This window comes from Streptomyces sp. NBC_01261 (assembly GCF_036226385.1).
In the GTDB taxonomy this organism is placed as follows: Bacteria; Actinomycetota; Actinomycetes; order Streptomycetales; family Streptomycetaceae; genus Streptomyces.
Genome location: NZ_CP108463.1, coordinates 11,016,173 through 11,032,934, shown reverse-complemented (window position 1 = coordinate 11,032,934; position 16,762 = coordinate 11,016,173). Strand labels below are relative to the sequence as shown.

At 68.6% G+C, this 16,762-nt stretch carries 13 protein-coding genes; 5 read left to right on the top strand and 8 right to left on the bottom strand.

The window, feature by feature from the left end:
• Positions 1-18 precede the first annotated feature (18 nt).
• Entirely contained in the window at positions 19-1,206 is a 1,188-nt protein-coding gene (locus tag OG226_RS49010; RefSeq protein WP_329352897.1) for a fumarylacetoacetate hydrolase family protein, read from the top strand.
• Between the two features lie 78 nt (positions 1,207-1,284).
• Here the strand turns inward: OG226_RS49010 and OG226_RS49005 are convergent, their stop codons facing one another.
• The 5 genes from OG226_RS49005 to OG226_RS48985 all read right to left on the bottom strand — a co-directional run bounded on the left by OG226_RS49005 (position 1,285) and on the right by OG226_RS48985 (position 7,952).
• Entirely contained in the window at positions 1,285-3,666 is a 2,382-nt protein-coding gene (locus tag OG226_RS49005; RefSeq protein WP_329352896.1) for a glycoside hydrolase family 3 N-terminal domain-containing protein, read from the bottom strand.
• A 132-nt stretch (positions 3,667-3,798) separates the two neighbouring features.
• Complete coding sequence (locus tag OG226_RS49000) at positions 3,799-4,695, bottom strand: carbohydrate ABC transporter permease (RefSeq protein ID WP_329352895.1); 897 nt, start codon at positions 4,693-4,695, stop codon at positions 3,799-3,801.
• 1 nt (position 4,696) lies between these two features.
• Complete coding sequence (locus OG226_RS48995) at positions 4,697-5,599, bottom strand: carbohydrate ABC transporter permease (protein ID WP_328686008.1); 903 nt, start codon at positions 5,597-5,599, stop codon at positions 4,697-4,699.
• A complete protein-coding gene (locus OG226_RS48990; protein ID WP_328686007.1) occupies positions 5,596-6,903 on the bottom strand; it encodes an extracellular solute-binding protein in 1,308 nt (435 codons plus the stop codon). Before OG226_RS48990 ends, OG226_RS48995 begins: the two co-directional genes overlap by 4 nt.
• Positions 6,904-7,583: 680 nt before the next feature.
• Positions 7,584-7,952: a hypothetical protein gene (locus OG226_RS48985; RefSeq protein ID WP_329352894.1), complete on the bottom strand. Its 369-nt coding sequence runs from the start codon at positions 7,950-7,952 to the stop codon at positions 7,584-7,586.
• On the opposite strand from OG226_RS48985, the gene OG226_RS48980 reads away from it, so the two are divergent.
• Complete coding sequence (locus OG226_RS48980; protein WP_329352893.1) at positions 7,915-8,952, top strand: LacI family DNA-binding transcriptional regulator; 1,038 nt, start codon at positions 7,915-7,917, stop codon at positions 8,950-8,952. The genes OG226_RS48985 and OG226_RS48980 overlap by 38 nt on opposite strands.
• A gap of 237 nt (positions 8,953-9,189) precedes the next feature.
• Here the strand turns inward: OG226_RS48980 and OG226_RS48975 are convergent, their stop codons facing one another.
• Positions 9,190-11,964, bottom strand: a complete 2,775-nt coding sequence (locus OG226_RS48975) for a lectin (RefSeq protein WP_329352892.1) — start codon at positions 11,962-11,964, stop codon at positions 9,190-9,192.
• A 577-nt stretch (positions 11,965-12,541) separates the two neighbouring features.
• Positions 12,542-12,670: a hypothetical protein gene (locus OG226_RS48970; RefSeq protein ID WP_328686003.1), complete on the bottom strand. Its 129-nt coding sequence runs from the start codon at positions 12,668-12,670 to the stop codon at positions 12,542-12,544.
• A 51-nt stretch (positions 12,671-12,721) separates the two neighbouring features.
• Here OG226_RS48970 and OG226_RS48965 point away from each other — a divergent pair, with 51 nt between their 5' ends.
• The 3 genes from OG226_RS48965 to OG226_RS48955 all read left to right on the top strand — a co-directional run bounded on the left by OG226_RS48965 (position 12,722) and on the right by OG226_RS48955 (position 13,898).
• The gene (locus tag OG226_RS48965) at positions 12,722-13,162 is read left to right on the top strand and encodes an ATP dependent DNA ligase (RefSeq protein ID WP_329353730.1); all 441 of its coding nucleotides are present in this window, start codon (positions 12,722-12,724) and stop codon (positions 13,160-13,162) included.
• Positions 13,159-13,350 (top strand): hypothetical protein, encoded by a 192-nt coding sequence (locus tag OG226_RS48960; RefSeq protein WP_329352891.1) that lies wholly within the window; start codon positions 13,159-13,161, stop codon positions 13,348-13,350. Before OG226_RS48965 ends, OG226_RS48960 begins: the two co-directional genes overlap by 4 nt.
• A 77-nt stretch (positions 13,351-13,427) precedes the next feature.
• Positions 13,428-13,898: a SecDF P1 head subdomain-containing protein gene (locus OG226_RS48955; protein ID WP_329352890.1), complete on the top strand. Its 471-nt coding sequence runs from the start codon at positions 13,428-13,430 to the stop codon at positions 13,896-13,898.
• A 90-nt stretch (positions 13,899-13,988) separates the two neighbouring features.
• Here OG226_RS48955 and OG226_RS48950 read toward each other — a convergent pair whose 3' ends face one another.
• The gene (locus tag OG226_RS48950; protein WP_329352889.1) at positions 13,989-16,574 is read right to left on the bottom strand and encodes an alpha-L-rhamnosidase-related protein; all 2,586 of its coding nucleotides are present in this window, start codon (positions 16,572-16,574) and stop codon (positions 13,989-13,991) included.
• Positions 16,575-16,762 lie beyond the last annotated feature (188 nt).

The following is a 16,762-nucleotide window of genomic DNA, read 5'->3' as shown; positions in this document are numbered from 1 at the left end:
TCCAGGAGAGCATCGATCGTGGAATCGGCAGCAGCGCGCCCTCGTCCGGTCCTCACAGCCGGCTCCGTCCTGCCGCAGGACGCCGACCGGGCCGCGCTCGTCGCGCGCGTCCACGACCCGGAATGCGACGGACCGTGCGTCGCCGCGGTCCGCGGCGAGCAGGTCGTCGACCTGACGGCCGTCGTACCGACCGTCTCCGACCTCATGGAACGCGAGGACGCCGCGGCAGTCGTCCGCGAGGCCGACGGCGGACAGGTCTGGCGTCTGGACCAACTCCTCGGCGCGCCGACCGGCCGCGGTGACGTTCCGCATCTGCTGGCCCCCATCGACCTGCAGGTGATCAAGGCCGCTGGGGTCACCTTCGCCCGGAGTCTGCTGGAGCGTGTCATCGAAGAGCGCACGGGCGGCGATCCGGCGCAGGCCGCGCGGGTGCGGGCCCGCGTCGGACAGGTGGTGGGCGGTACCCTCGCCGGCATCCGTCCCGGATCGCCGGAAGCGGACAAGGCCAAGGAACTGCTGGTCTCCGAAGGGCTGTGGTCGCAGTACCTGGAGGTCGGGATCGGACCGGACCCGGAAGTGTTCACCAAAGCCCCCGTCCTGTCCGCGGTCGGCACCGGCGCCGACATCGGGGTGCTCGGCGCCTCGGTGTGGAACAACCCCGAGCCCGAAGTCGTCCTCGTCGTGGACTCGCGCGGCCGGGTACGCGGCGCGACGCTCGGCAACGACGTCAACCTCCGCGACATCGAGGGCCGCAGCGCCCTGCTGCTGTCGCGCGCGAAGGACAACAACGCCTCCTGCGCGATCGGCCCGTTCCTGCGCCTGCTCGACGAGGGCTTCGACCTCGACACCGTTCGCGGGCTCGACATCGACCTGCGGATCGACGGCACGGACGGCTACGTACTGCACGGCAGCAGCTCCATGCGTGAGATCAGCCGCGACGTACTGGACCTGGTGACTGCCACACACGGTCCGCATCACCAATACCCGGACGGCTTCGTGCTGTTCACCGGAACGCTGTTCGCCCCCACCGAGGACCGACAGGCACCTGGCGCGGGCTTCACCCACGAGTACGGCGACGTCGTGCGCATCTCCAGCCCACGGCTCGGCGCTCTGGTCAACACCGTCGTGCCCAGCGAGCAGGCCGCACCGTGGACGTTCGGAGCGGGAGCCCTGATGCGCAATCTCGCCCGGCGCGGCGTGCTGTGAGTTGACCCCGTCTCCGGCCGCGCGGGCCCGCGTGCGCAGCGCCGCCCCTGTCGCGACCGGGCGCTGCGCAGGCACGGTTCATACCCGGTCGACCGGCTCCTGTCCGACCGTGGCGTGCAGGCGCCGCGTGTGATCCACGTGGCGCTCGGCTCCGGTCAACGTGACCCTGGCCGTCAGACGCGGGTCCGCGCTGGAGGCGGCCAGCCGGACTTCCAGTTCGCCCGGTTCGACGACCCGTCGGCCGTCGCGTCCGGTGAAGGAGGCGAGATCGGCCGGGACCGTGACGTGGATGCGGCGGGCCTCGCCCGGCTCCAGTTCGACCCGGGTGTAGCCGACCAGACGCTGCACCGGCTGGACGACGGAGGCGACCGGGTCGTGCAGATAGAGCTGGACGACCTCGGTTCCGGACCGTCCGCCCGTGTTGCGGACGGTGAAGGCGAGGGCGAACTCGCCGTCCGTGGGGGCCTCCTGGACGTCCACGGCCAGGTCCGTCCAGTCGAACCGCGTATAGGACAGGCCGTGGCCGAAGGCGTACGCGGGGGTCGGGTCGATGCTGGAGACCTCGTTGGCCTGAGCGAGCCGCGCCCCGAGGTACGTGGCCGGCTGGGAGCCCGGCCCGCGCGGCACGCTGACCGGGAGGCGTCCGGAGGGATTGGTACGGCCGCTGAGCACCCCGGCGATCGCGTGGGTCCCCTCCTCGCCCGGGAAGAAGGACTGCACGATCGCGGCGGACTCCTCCACGGCGCGGCCGAGGGCGTAGGGCCGTCCCGCGAGCAGGACGGTGACCACGGGGGTCTCCAGGTCGAGCAGGGTGTCGAGCAGGTGCTGCTGCGCGCCGGGCAGCACCAGCGCCTCGACGTCGCATCCCTCGCCACTGGTGCCCCGCCCGAAGAGCCCGGCGCGGTCGCCGAGTACCACCAGGGCGACGTCGGCCTCACGTGCCGCCCGGACGGCCTCGCCGATGCCGGAGAGATCTCCGTCGTCGATTCCGGTGCCGCGGGCGACCGTGATCTCGGCGTCGGGGAACTCGGCGGCGAGTGTGTCGCGCAGCGTGGGCAGTTCGATGCCGAGTGGGGTACCGGGGTGGCGGACGCCGATGTGCTGGGGGAAGGAGTAGCAGCCCAGTACGGCGACGGGTTCGTCGGCGTTGGGGCCGAGCAGCGCGATGCGGCGCGGCCTCCCGAGCGGCAGGGTGCCGTCGTTGCTCAGCAGCACGACCGCTTTCTCGGCGACCGTGCGGGCCAGCGCACGGTTCTCCGGGCCGTCCAGGTCGATACGGCCGCGCAGGGCGGCCGGATCGGCCAGGTCCGCCCCGTCGAGCGCGGCCGGCATGGGGTTCCAGTCCGGGTCGAGCAGGCCGAGCATCGCCTTCTGGGTGAGTGTCCGGCGCAGGGCTCGATCGACCAGCGCCTCCGGGACGCGGCCGTCGGCGACGGCCTCGGTCAGGGGCGCGCCGTATGTCTTGACGTTGGGCAGTTCGACGTCAATGCCCGCACACAGCGCCGTTCCGGCGGCGCCGGCCCAGTCGGCCGCGATGCCGTGCAGGGTCTTGAGGAAGGCGATGGCGAAGTAGTCGGCGACGACGGTGCCGTCGAAGCCCCACGTGTCGCGCAGCAGCCCGGTGAGCAGATCCTCGTCGGCCGCGGAGGGCATGCCGTCGGTGTCGGTGTAGGCGCTCATCACCGACCGGGCGCCGCTTTCACGGATCGCCATCTCGAAGGGAGGCAGCAGAACGTCGGCGCGCTCACGCGGCCCCATGGAGGAGGGGGCGAGGTTACGGCCGGCGCGAGAGGCCGAGTATCCGACGAAGTGCTTGAGGGTGGCGACGATCCCGGCCGACTCAAGGCCCTGCACATATGCCGTCGCGATGGTGCCGACGAGGTACGGGTCCTCGCCGATGGTCTCCTCGACCCGGCCCCAGCGGGCGTCGCGCACCACATCCAGGACGGGCGCGAGTCCCTGGTGGACGCCGACGGCACGCATGTCGCGACCGATGACGGCGGCCATGCGCCGTACCGTGTCCGGATCGAAGGTGGCCCCCCAGGACAGGGGAACGGGGTAGGCCGTCGCCCCCCAGGCCGCGAATCCGGCCAGACATTCGTCATGCGCGAGAGCGGGGATGCCGAAGCGGTTGGTGGCGGCGATACGGGTCTGGGTGCGGGCCAGGGACAGCGCGCCCAGGGCGGGGTCGACCGGGACCGTGCCGAAGGGCCGGGTCAGCTGGCCCAGTCCGGCGGGCAGGAGCGCGTCGAGATCGACGGCCTCCTCCATGTCGTGCTGATGGGGGGCCACTTCACCGCCCTGGTCCGAGGCGCCCACCCACACTCCGTACAGCTGGGCGGTCTTCTCCTGGAGGGTCATCGCGGCGATCAGCGCATCGACCCGCGCGGCGACGGGCACGGTGGGGTCGTTCCAGAGGGCGATTCCGGGGATGTTCTCTACAGCCACGTTGGCGTTCACTTTCCTCCCACGTACGTCAGACCCTTGGGCGGGCCGCGACGGGCGAACAGGTAGACGAGCAGGACTCAGGGCGGGACAGATCGCGTCCGGGCTCCGGCATCGACCCGTGGCCGGACACGGTGTCAGCGTCGGTCAACGGCTGAATCCCGCGGTCAGTCCGCTCAGCAGCTGGCGGCGGCCGAACGCGTACAGCACCAGGACGGGCAGTGTGGTGAGGACGACGGCGGCGAGAACGGCGGGGACATTGACGCCGTACTGGCCCTGGAAGGTCCACAGCGCGAGCGGCAGGGTGCGGCGCTCAGGGCTCTGGGTCAGGATCAGCGGCAGCAGGAATCCGTTCCAGATGGTCAGCGAGTTGAAGATGGTCACGGTGAGGATGGCCGGTCGGGTCAGCGGTGCCGCCAGCCGCCACAGCGTCGTCCATTCGGTGGCGCCGTCGACCTTCATCGAGTCGAACAGCTCTTTGGGTACGTCGCGGATGAAGTTGGTGAGCACCAGCACGGACAGCGGGATCGCGAAGGCGATCGACGGGAGGATCAGCGCCAGCAGATTGTCGTAGAGGTGCATTCTGATGATGATCAGGTAGACCGGGATCACCGTGGCCTGCAGCGGGATGGCCAGGCCCATGAGGAAGAGCCCGTTCACCGCGCGAAGGACACGCATGCGCCAACCGCGAACGATCGCGTAGGCGGCCATGAAGGAGACCAGGACCGCCGGCACCACGGCGCCGGCGGTGACCACGACGCTGTTCACGAAGTAGCGGAGGAAGTCGGACTGGATGACCAACCGGTAGTTGTCCAGTGTCGGGTCGCTCGACGGCACCAGCGGGTTGCTCGCGTAGTAGCGGCTCTGGACCTTGAGGCTGGTGATGAGGGTCCAGTACAGGGGTACGGCGACGACGACGAGCCAGAGCCAACCGGCCAGGCCGCCGACCCAGTTGTGGCGGCGGGCCTTCTGACGCGTGCGGCGTCGCCGCTCGCGGTGGGTGGCCTTCTGGGGTTGTCGCGACTCGGTCAGGGTGGTGGTCACGTCAGGCCCCCTCAAGTTGGCTCGCGCCGGCGTCCCGGCCACCGAGCCGGCGCAGCAGCAGGGCGAGGGCCAGCCCCACCAGGACCAGGATGACCGCGATGGCGCTGGCCGGTCCCATCAGACTGGCCTGGAACCCCCGCTTGTACATGTCCAGCGCGAGGACCCGGGTGGCGTCGCCGGGGCCGCCCTCGGTGAGGACGAAGATGAGGTCGAAGAAGGTCAGCGAGCCGACCACCATCAGCGTGGACGAGGTGATGACGGTGTACTTCAGCTGGGGCAGCGTGATGCTGAAGAACTGCCGGATCCGTCCGGCACCGTCCAACTGCGCCGCCTCGTACAGGGATTTCGGGATCTGCTGGACACCACCCTGGTAGATCAGGGAGTGGAACGGGACGAACTGCCAGGAGACGACGAAGATGACGACTCCGAACGCGAGCCCGGGCCGCCCCAGCCAGTCCTTGCTCAACGCCTGGATCTTCAGTCCGGCACCGAGCCCGAAGTTGGGGTCCAGCAGAGCCTTGTACGCGATCGCGATGGCCGCGGAGCTCAGCATCAGCGGGACGAAGTACACCACGCCCAGCACCGCGCGGTAGCGCTGGCGGCCTGCCATGAACGTGCCGAGCAGAATACTCAGCGGCGTCTGAACGGCCCAGGACACGGCCATCACCAGAAACGTCACCCCGAGGGCGTGCGGCAGCCCGGGATCGGTGAGCACCGCACGCCAACTGGTCAGTCCCGACGAGTGGATGGCGCCGATCCCGTCCCATGTGGTGAAGCTCAACGCGAAGACACCGACGAGCGGAACCACGGCGAAGCCGACGAAGACCACCAGCGCCGGCGCCGCCAGCCACGGCAGGATGCTGCGCGGTTCGCGCTGCGGCCGATGGCCGGTGAGTGAACTCATGTGCCGGTGACCGCGTTGAGATTGTCGGCGAACTGCTTCGGCGAGACGGACAGTTGGAACAACTTGACGATGTTGTCCAGCAGGGTCTCGGCGGCCGTCGGACTGAGCGCCTGGTCCCAGGACTGGCCGAACACCTTGGCCTTGCTGGCGATGTCGTAGGTGAACTGCAGGAAATCGGCGCTCTTGGAGGCGGCCAGCAGCTTCTCCGTGCCCAGCCGGATCGGGACCGACCCGTTGTCGATCCACGCCTTCACCTCCGCGTCCCGGAGGACGCCTGTGGCGAAGAAGTCCTTGGCGACCTTCTTCTGCTCGGCGCTGGCCTTCGAGGAGATCGAGAGGTACTGGGCGGGGTTGCCGACGGTGTCGCTCGGATCGCCCTTGCCGCCTTCCACGGGCGGGAAGGTCATGTAGCCCAGCGAGCCGCTGGAGACGAAGTCCCCACCATCCGCCTGCTGGATGCCGTACGACCAGGCCCCGTGCAGCATCATCGCGGCCCTGCCGGTGTACAGCAGCGCCTGGTCGGCGTTGGAGTCCGCGGTGATCGAGGAGAAGCCCTTCACGAACCCGCGGGCCTTGACGAGGTCCTGCACCTTGGTCAGCGCGGTGATGGCGTCCGGGTTGGACCAGGCGTTCTTCTCGCCTTCGATGATGGCCTGGAACACCTCGGAACCGCCGATGCGGTCGAACAGGAACTCCAGCCACATCATGTTCGTCCACCGGGACTGGCCACCGAGGGAGAACGGCGCTATGCCCTTCGCGTTGAACCGGGGCACCAGCGCCATGATGTCGTCCCAGGACTTCGGCGGTTGCACACCGACCTGGTCGAAGACCTTCTTGTTGTAGTAGAGGATGATCGGCTGCACGGTCTCGACCGGCATCGCGTAGATCTTGCCGTCCACCGTCGCCGCGCCGAACGAGGACGGGAACAGCCCCTTCTTGACCTCGGAGTGCTCGTCGAACCACGGGGTGAGGTCCTCGACCTGGCCCGCCTCCACGTAGGTGCGCAGCGTCCCGCCGCCCCAGCCCCAGATGATGGTGGGCGCCTTTCCGGCACCGATGGAGGTCTTGATCTTCGTCTTGTACGCGTCGTTCTGGTAGGTGGTGTCCTTGATCTGCTCCTTGGGGTGGGCCTTGTTGAACGCGTCCACCGCGCCGGCCCGGACGCCTTCCTGCGGCTGACCGTTCAGGTACCAGTACGTGGCACCGCCGCCCTTGCCGGGTCCGGACGAGCCGCAGGCCGCCAGCGCCGCGGAGGCCGGCACGCCGACGGCCAGGCCGAGGAGGGTACGTCGGGAGAGCGCCATGTCTTTTCTCCGCACTCGAGAGCCACAGGCTTCTCGTGAGTCATGGTGAAAGGTTTTCGAAACAACCTTCTTCGAGCTCTGTCCGTGCAAGCTAGGTTTCGATCTGAAGCCCTGTCAAGACACGTGCAGGTACGCGTAATCCACCCCATTCAGCTGCGCAGCATCGAGCGACGACCGTCTCCGCAAGGGTTTCGCAGCGACCGAAACTATTTCGAAAACGACTGTTCGATGACAAGGGGGCTCGATGGCTGCGGCTGACTCACTGTCGGTGCAGGTCATGCCAGGCGGGCAGGGCTCGGTGCGGCCGATGCGGGACCCGGTCGACGCCCTCCGGGCCCAACGGACGGTCGTGGACAACGTCCCGCAGCTAGGCAGCCGCCGGGCCGGCAACCGCCCGGGACGCGCGTCCGAAGACGGCGCCGGACGGGTCGAAAGTCAGCAGGGGTCGGCGACGGAGGATGCGGTCTCGGGCATCCGGGAGCCCTCCGCCGGCCGAGACTGCCCGACATGGTCCCGGTCACCCCGGCCGGGTGTACGGCAGCCGCCGGAGACCGCGCTGGAGAGGGCCGCGGTGATTGCCGGGTCGCAGCACACGGTCCCGGCGGAGTCCCGACCCGGCGGTCCCCATGCTGCCTGCCTGGCCCGGGAGTTCATGCCCGGCCACGCGTGCGCGGAGGCAATCACCCCGGCCGGGGCATCCCGCCGGCCGGCCTGCGGGTGCAGATCCTCCGGGGGTCGGGCGGGACACTACGGGAGTCGGCCCCTGCGCCCCGGTGCGGCTGGAGCCGGAAACAGCCGTACGCGGACAGGTCGGCGGGTGTGCCGATCGGACCGTGTTCACCGGACGCGGTCTCCCGCAGATCGTCGGACGTGTCCGGATCGAGGAAACGGTCGACACCTTCCCGGACGATCTCGGTGCCGGGCTGCCGTAGGGTTGACCGGTTCCACCCGCGTTGCCGGTCCGACCGGCGGCTCACCACACCGGTGGACGCGAACAGCTGGGAGGAACCGATGCGACCGAACGCCAGGCGCACCACCTTGGCGGACATCGCCCAAGCGGCCGGGGTCTCCGTCGCGACCGTGTCCAAAGTGGTCAACGGCCGCGGTGACGTCGCACCGGACACCCGCACCCGGGTGCAAGAGCTGCTGCATCAGCACGATTACCTCGCGCCGGTGTTCCGTCACACCGAGGCCGTCGAAAGCCCCACCATCGAGGTCCAGTTCCAGGGCGGCCTCAAGTCGTACGTGGCCGAGACCCTGGAAGGCATCATCGACTCCGCCGCCGAACTGGGAGCCTCGGTGGTGATCAGCAAGGCGTCCCGCGCCCCGCACTGGGCCCGGGACCTCGTCTCGGCCGGGCGCCGCGCCGTCATCGCGGTCACCAGCGTGTACACCGCGGGGCACCTGAACGAACTGGCCCGGGCCGGGCTGCCGCTGGTCGTGCTGGACCCCCTGCACCTGCCGGACAGCCGGGTCAACAGCGTCGGGGCGACCAACTTCGCCGGTGGCCTGGCCGCGACCCGGCACCTGCTCTCCCTCGGCCACCGCCGCGTCGCCTATCTCGGCGGACCGGCCATGGCCGTATGCAACCAGGCACGCATGCACGGCTACCGCGCCGCCATGGAGGCGGAAGGAGTACAGGTACCCCCCGCCTACGTCCGGCCCGGAGAGTTCACGTACGAGACCGGGTTGCTCGGCGCCACGGTGCTCCTGGACCTGGAAGAGTCACCGACCGCGATCTTCGCAGGCAACGACGAGATCGCCCTCGGGGTCATCGAGACCGCCCGCGCCCGAGGTCTGCGCGTCCCCGAAGACCTGAGCGTGGTCGGCTTCGACGACACGAGCCTCGCCCAGATGACCTCACCGCCACTGACCACCGTGCGCCAGCCACTCCGGGAGATGGGCGGTGCCGCCCTCCGCACCGCCCTCCGACTGGCCAACGGCCAGAAGGTCGAGTCCCACCACATAGAACTCGCCACCGAACTCGTGATTCGGGCCTCGACGGCGCCGCCCCGCGAACAGACTTCGGCGCGTGAGCAACTCAAGTGAGAGGCCTCCGGGCGGAGTTGGCGAACAGGTCGGAGACGTCCACCGCGCTGGGCGCCGTGAGCGGGTCGATCGACCGTCCGTGAACCTCTGTGCATGCCCGGGGATTCGCAACGCCAAGACGGTGAGACACCGACTCGGACCCGCCCATGAGATGGATTCATCGTGTACGCGCCCGTATGCCCCGGCCGAGCGGCCGGGGCATACGGGCGGTGCTGCCGAGCGATCCGGACCTGTGGCTCAGGCCGGCAGCTTCCAGTTCTGGGCCGCCGTGCCGTTGCAGGTGTAGAGCTGGAGTTGGGCACCGGTCGTCGTCGAGGAGTTGGGGTCGTCCAGGCACAGCTTGGACTGAGGGTTGATCAAGGAGCCGTTCGCGCCCGCGGTCCACTGCTGGGCGCCGCTGCCGTTGCACGTCCAGAGCTGGATCAGGGTCCCGTTGGTGGTCCCGCTGTGGTCGGCGTCCAGGCATTTGCCCAGACTCCGGACCGTCCCGTCGCCGGCGACGATCCAGTCCTGGGCGTAGGTGCTGTTGCAGGTCCAGATCTGGACGTGGCTGCCGTCGGTGGTGGAGGAATTCGCGTCGTCCACACACAGGTTGGACGCCACCGCCGAGGTGATGGGGCCGATACGCGGTGAGGCCGGAGCCGTGGTGTCACCGGCGTAGGAGGGCGGAGCGGCGGACGAGGCCGTCGCCCAGGAGGTGTTGGCGGTGGTGCCGAGCGTGTAGGTCAGGGTGCCGCCCGCGGTGATCGCCGACGTGGGGGCGTAGGCGTTGTTCCAGGCGGAGTCGTTCCATGTCGCGGACTGGACATAGGGGGCGTTGTCGGCGGCTCCGTTGCCGTTGATCGTCAGCGTCCTTCCGGACGGCAGGGTGATCACGGCCTGCGTGAACACAGGGGATCCCAGGGCGAGATCGGCGGTCCCGGGGGTCTCGGGGAACATGCCGAGCGCGGACCACACGTACCACGCGCTCATCGCGCCGAGGTCGTCGTTGCCGTCGGCCAGCCCGCCAGGGGTGTTCGCCCAGATCTGCTGCTGGATGGCCCGTACGGTGCCCTGGGTCTTGTAGGGCTGCCCGATGTAGTCGTACTCCCACGGCAGTTCGATGCTGGGTTCGTTGCCGACCCACGCGTACCCACTGTCGCCCGTGTAACTGCGCAGCACGGTGTCCAGGTAGTGACTCATCGCCGTGTTGCCGCCCTTGGCGCGCGCGAGGCCCGCGACGTTGAAGGGGATCATCCCGGTGTAGATCCAGGAGTCGGCCTCGACCATGTCGGTTCCGCTGGTGGGGTCGAAGCCACCGGTCCAGGAGCCGCTCGCGTTGCGCGGCTCCACGAAACCGGAAGCGGGGTTGAGCACGTTGCGCCAGTCCTGGGCGCGGTTGGCGTACGTCTTCTGGTTGCCGGTGTCGCCGAGCCCCCCGGCCATCGCGGAGAGCGCGAAGTCGGCGGTGTCGTACTCCAGCGTGGTGGCCACGGGGCCGTAGAAGTTGCAGCAGCCGTAGCTGCCGTCGTGCGGCATGTATCCGGGTGAGTTCAGGTAGTTGAGGCCCGGCCGGTCGTTGTTGGTCGTGCTCGCCTGCTTGACCATGTCGGCGAGGGCGGTCGTGGTGTCGAAGTCCCGGGCGCCGAAGGCGTAGTAGTCGGCGATGATGCCGTCCGCCGGGTCTCCGACCATCACGTACGACTCGCCGTTGTTCTCGGACCACTTGGGGAAGATCCCGGTCTGGGCGTAGTCGTCGACCATCGACTGTGCCGTGTCCGAGGCGACCTGGGGTGCGACCAGGGCTTCGAGTTGCGCCTGCGAGCGGTAGATGTCCCAGCCGGAGTAGTTGGCGTAGGCGGCCTTGTGGCCGGCGTCCACGGTGTGGGTCCTGCCGTCGAAGCCGTAGTACTGGCCGTTGGTGTCACTGATGACGTTCGGGTGCAGGAGTGAGTGGTACAGCGCGGTGTAGAAGGTCTGCTGCTGCGCGGCCGTTCCGCCCGCGATCTGTATCTTGCCCAGTGCGCTGTTCCAGGCGTCCTGGGCGGCGGTACGGGTCGCGTTGAAGTCCCAACCGGTGTTCTCCGCGGCCCGGTTGGCGGTCGCGTTGGCCACCGAGACGTAGGAGACGCCGACCTTGGCCTGCACCACCGGGTTGCTCGTGGTGTTGAAGGTGACGTAGCCGTTCGAGGCGGCGGCCTCCGGCGAGGCGTTGTCCTTGGTGGTGTTCGGGGCCGCGCCGGTGGGCGTCTTTCCGTGGAGCACGGGCTTGTTGGGCTGCTCGGCCGCGTTCTTGGACGCCGTGCGGGGCTTCGCGGGGGTGGCGGCCGACGTCTTGGCGACCGAGCTTCCCTGGGAGGCGAACGGCTGGTCGAAGACCATGTCGAAGTACACGGAGTACGTGTTCCCGGCGCCGCAGAAGCGACCGCTGGTGACCTGACCGCTCACCTCGGTGTTCGAGACCTTGGTGAACTGCGTCGACGAGGCTCCGTTCTGACTGCCCGTGAGCTTGAAGATCAGATTGGCCTGGCTGGTCGAGGGGAAGGTGAAGCGCGCCATCCCGCTGCGGGTCGTGGTGGTCAGTTCGGTGGTCACCTGGTTGTTCAGCCCGACCTTGTACGACCCGGCGGACGCCGATTCGTTGGCGTGCGAGAACGCCACCGTGGCGCCGGTGTTGACCGTGCCGACCGTGGGCAGCACCGGTACGTCTCCCGCCGCTCCGCAGCCCGGCCCGGCGATGTGGGTGAGGCTGAAGCCGGTGATGGACGAGTCGTTGTACTCGTAGCCGCCACCGGCGGGCCGCGACGTCGTGTCGGGGCTCCACTGCACCATGCCGAACGGCACGTCGGCCCCGGGGAAGTCGTTGGCGTCGTTCGACGTGCCGATGAACGGGTTGACCACGGTGGCGGGCGACGCGACGAGCGCCGCCTTTTCGGCCGCCCACGCGGGTGCGCACAGCCCGGCCATCGCCAGCGCCGCAGCCGCGAATAAACCGATCGTGGCCGTTCCGGGGGGTCTCGACAGTCGTGTCACGGAGGTTTCTCCTCTACTCGGAAGCGGGAGCCGGCGCTGGAGCTGAACCTGGAACCTGAGATCTGACAACGTTGTCTTCACTTGAAGCACGGCATTCGCATGAGCAGCAGGCGGGTTGGACAACGTTGTCACATCGTCGAGATGAGGCACCTGGCGATGCGAACGCACGGACGGGTCCCCTGGGCCGCGAGCACCTGAGGGCGCGTACGAGAACTGTTCGTGAAGCTAGCTACACGACAGGGCCATGTCAACGACTTACGCAAGGGGCCGCTCCGGGATTCCGCCACGACGATGCGGCGCCCATCCATCGAACGGACCGTTGAGGTGGGACACATCAACCCGTATCCCAAGGCGAGACCCCGCCCGTCCAGGGCTCCATCGCCGAGGCACACCAGGAGAAGCCGGACGGCGGGACATGGGAACACCCCTACGCCGGGCTCAGTTTCATCGTCGTGTGCTCGGTGATCGTCGCCGGGTATTTGACGGCCCCGATCAGCGGGTACCGAGACGAGCGTACCGGTGACGGTGTGTCGTTTGCGGCCGATAATCTTCTTGGCGGGATCGATGCCTTCGCTGGTCAGGGGACGGTGGTGGAGGTCTTGATGCTCTGGCTGTCGATCAGGCGGGCCTGGAAGGACGCGTCCACCGCGAAGTCCTCGACCCGGTGGACCTGGGACTCCGTCAGGGCCTGACGGCCGGCAGCCACTCACCCGGCCACAGGGCTGGCGGAGATCGTGTGCAAATCAAGATCAGCGACATGGTCACCACCGTCGCGGTCATCGGCGGGTGTGTCCCGGGCCGGGGCCGTCTGTCCGGCCTGCCCGGAGCACTCCTTCTCGGACAGCGGACCGGCGGTCGGCTGCGCTACATCGGCAGCGTCGGCACCGGGTGGAGTAAGCGTGAACGGGACGGCCTCGCCCGCCTGTTGACCTTCGCCGCGGTCACCTCCTGCCCCTTCACCACGACGCACCCGGGCCCGCTATCTGCGCCAGCCCTCCTGGCACCGGCTCCGTCCCGACTACTTCGAGGACCGACCGGACGCCGAGATCGCCGCGATTCAGGGCGTCACCCAGGGGACGGTCCGCAGCCAGACCCACAAAGCCCTCACCTCCGTCCGCGCCGTCTTGGCCGTGGCAGAGCCGTCGGCCTCCTCCTCCGCTGCTGCTGCCACCGGAAGAAAAGGGGTGTCATCGCATGAAGAACTCGACCCAACACCCGCTGCACGACGCGTTGCACGCCCATGTCCAAGAGAGCGGCGGCAGTGTCGCCGGTCCCTGTCTTGTCGGCCTGGCCGACGGTGCACTGCGGGCCGCCCGGCGGCGTCAGCGGGTGACCCGCGTCGGGGTCGCTCTCGCCGCCGCCGCTGTGGTCGGCAGCGCCTGGTGACCGTCGCGGGCGGCGCGGCCCAGCGCCCGCAGGTGGTTCAACCCGCCGCAGAGGCACGAAGAACACCTAGAGCAGCGTTGAGCTCCATCCTTCCGGTCACCTCGTCCACGGAGCACGCATGCACCCACGGCAGCGGCGGCTACATCGCGCACGCGAGCGCGACCTACCGGGCGTTCTGCGTCCGCGTCGACAGCGCCAGCGGCATGACCGACGTCCGTGCCGCCTCTGCGAAGGCCGGCAAAAGCAGAGTCGACGGCACCTGGCGGGTCGAGGTGACCCTCAGCCCCGACGACCGGACCCGTTTCGCCGCCCTGACCGCTTCCATCGCGGCGGATCCGTCCCCGCGCAACGAACGCGCCATCGTCATCGACGGCAAACTCTGGGGCAAGCCCGCTGTGACGTCCTCGATCACCGGCGGCCGTCTCGAAATCGTCGGGGCCTACGTCGGGGACCTCACCAGCGCCACCGCCACCGCCCTCGCCCTCGCCACCGCCCTCGCCCTCGCCCTCGCCCTCGCCCTCGCCCTCCGGAGGGATACCGGCAGATGAGGTGTAGACGTTGTGACCTGCACCGTTGGCCGGTGCAGGTCACACGTCCTCGGGCTGCACATGTCGCTGGGTGCCGCCGGCTGCGTAGCCCTAGTGCGAGGTCACCTCGAAGGTGCCATGGCCCTTCACCTTCAAGTAGACATAGCCGGATTCGAACTGCCCTTGGGTGACTCCCGCCGCTGCGGCGAAGGATCCGTGGCGCCAGACCACCTCACCGTTGACCGCAACGGTTCCGGTCCGGCCGGAGACCGGGATGGCGATGGTGCCGCCGGTCCCCTTGGGTGCGTTGACAGTCAGGCTGAACTGGTTCTTGCCCTTGTTCGCGGTCCAGTTGACGCTGAGGTCTCCGTGCGGGGTGGGAACATTTCCCCGGGTCCAGGTGAGGTCTCCGGGATGGGGCTGCACCGTCCAGGTGCTGTAGCCCGCCGTGTCCGGCCGAATACCCAGGACGTAGCTGGACAGTGCGGACGTCGGGGCCGTTGACCAACCGTGGGACAGGCTCGCTCCCGACCCTAGGCCGGGTGTGCCGTCCTGGCCGGCGATGTTCTCCCACATGGTCCCGGTCTGGTTTGGGCCGGGAGCGATCATGTGACCCCACACGTTGTGCAGGAGCTCTTGTGCGTTGGCGGTATCCCCGGCCGCCAGGCGCGCTTGGAGTTCGAACCCGCTGACGAAGGGGCTGACCAGGTCCCTGTTGCCGGCGTCGGAGGAGAAGGGAAGCGGTCCGTAAGGGGTGCTCCACAGCGACGACTTGAGCTTGGAGAGGATCTCCGCCTGCTTCGCGGCCGGGGCGACTCCGTACAGGACTGCCAGGGCGTTGGCGTCCTGCGCGACACCGGACTGGGTGTCGCTGATCTTGTAGAGGCCGCTCGTCGCGTCGTAGAGACGCTCGTTGATCCGCTTCTGCAGCGCGCCGGCATCGGCACGGTAGGCAGCGGCTTGCGAGGTGTCTCCGGCCGCTGTGGCCAGTGCCGCGCCGTCCAACAGTGCCTTGTAGTAAAGGATGTTGTAGGCCGAGACCTCGCCGCCCTTGTCGCCGTCGTAGAAGTCCCAGTCCGCGCCGTCGACCCCGGCGCGGGTCGAGAACAGGCCGTTCCCGTCCACCCTGGTCGCGTTCCAGGCGAGTTCACGCTTGACGACGGGCCATTGCTTGGTGACGAAGTCCTTGTCGCCGGTGTGGAGGTAGTAACTGGCCAGATCCGCGACGAAGTACATGGAATACGTGGCGGAGTAGCTGGCCGTCTCGCCCGGTGTGAGGGGGCCGAGGTGCGCCACGCTTGCCGGGTGGAGGGCGCCGGGTACGAATCCGCTGGAAAGCTGACGGCTGCCCAGCAGGTCCAGCGACTGTTTGATGTACTCCGGATTGTTCACGGAGTAGTAGTCGGTGAGGCCCTCGACCAGGATGTCGCCGCTCCAGATCGCTCGGTCGCGCCGGGCGCCGTCGAGAACCGATGCCACCGCGTTGGATCCGGGCGGAGTGAAGTCGGCGAGAGAGGCGGACGCGGTCAGCGGATTGCTGTAGAGCGTCTTGCCGTTGCCGCTGACGACAGTGAGGTCCTTGAAGGACGCTTCCTCGTCGCCGAACTCACGAAAGCCGACGGTTCCGCTCGGATAGGCGACGGCGTCGGCGGGCAGCGCAGAGGTGTCGACATGATCGATCGGCTGGCCGTCCAGCAGGATCGAGATGCTGGTTCCGGACACCGTGGTGGCCACTGTGTGCCAGGTGCCCTCGGTCAGAGGCGACGGCAGGGCCACCGAGCCGAGGCTCGTGTAGGCACCGTCGTGGACGCTGAGTTTCTGCAGGGTGTTCGGAGCGCCGCCTGTGTCAGTGCTGTCATCGAGGATGAACAGGTAGCCGTTCTGCGAGTTCTGCGCACGAACCGTCCACCCGGCCTGGTCGTGGAGAATCCTGGTCCGGAAGGTCGTCGTGTAGTCCGTCCAGGCCGAGCCGCGATTCAGGATGCCGGCACCGTCGTTCACTCTCGAACCACCGGCACTCAAAGCACCGTCCTGGATCGACCAGCTCCCGGGAAGTGAGTTGGCCGGGACGAGATCGGTCTGCAAGGTGTAAGCACCGGCGTACCAGATCTTGTTCAGCTCGTCCGAACTCGACAGGAAGTGACCCTGGTATCCACTCGCCTGAGTTCGGTCGGCGATGTACTTGATTCCGACCTTGCTGAGCGTGAGGCGACCTGGGTCGGAGAGTGTTATCCGCTCGTACCGCTCGCCTCCTTGCGCGGAGCGGTTGGTGATCGTGCCCGGCCCGGAGACCTGGTAGGTGTTGAACCGTGAGCTGTCGCCGTCCGCCCACGGCGCCGCCCCGTCACCCGACGGGCTCATGTACTCCAGGCCTTCGCTGTACGCGGCCTTCAGAGTCGGGGACCCGGACTTGGCGGAGACGGTGAAGTAGGGCAGGCCGCCCGTCTCTTGGCCGTAGTCGAGAAGGATGGTGGGCGCTTCTCCCCCGGCGGTGTAGGTCAGCGTCGTGCTGCCGGTGCCGCCACACAGAAGGTTCCGGGCACCTTCGACCGAGCCTGTCGCGCTGACCACGGATACCGGGCAGACGTCGGAGTGCTTCGGGGTCTGGACGTACTGCCGCCAGTCAGTCGGGACCCGGGGTGTCCTGGTCCCGGTGGCGTGTTCCGCGGCGGACACGGCCACAGGCTGGGTGAGCATGGCCACGATGAGGGCTAGGCCCAGGGTGAACGTCGCGCCGGCCCAACCGTGTCTGCGGGGCGGACGTCTTCTGCCAGAAATGATCATAGGGACTCCGAGGTGCGAATGCTGCCTTGACGACTCTCGGGCCAGCGGCGTTCGCCGAAGAACGCGCAGGTCAGGAGGGGCGGTTGACGGTTCGAATCCTT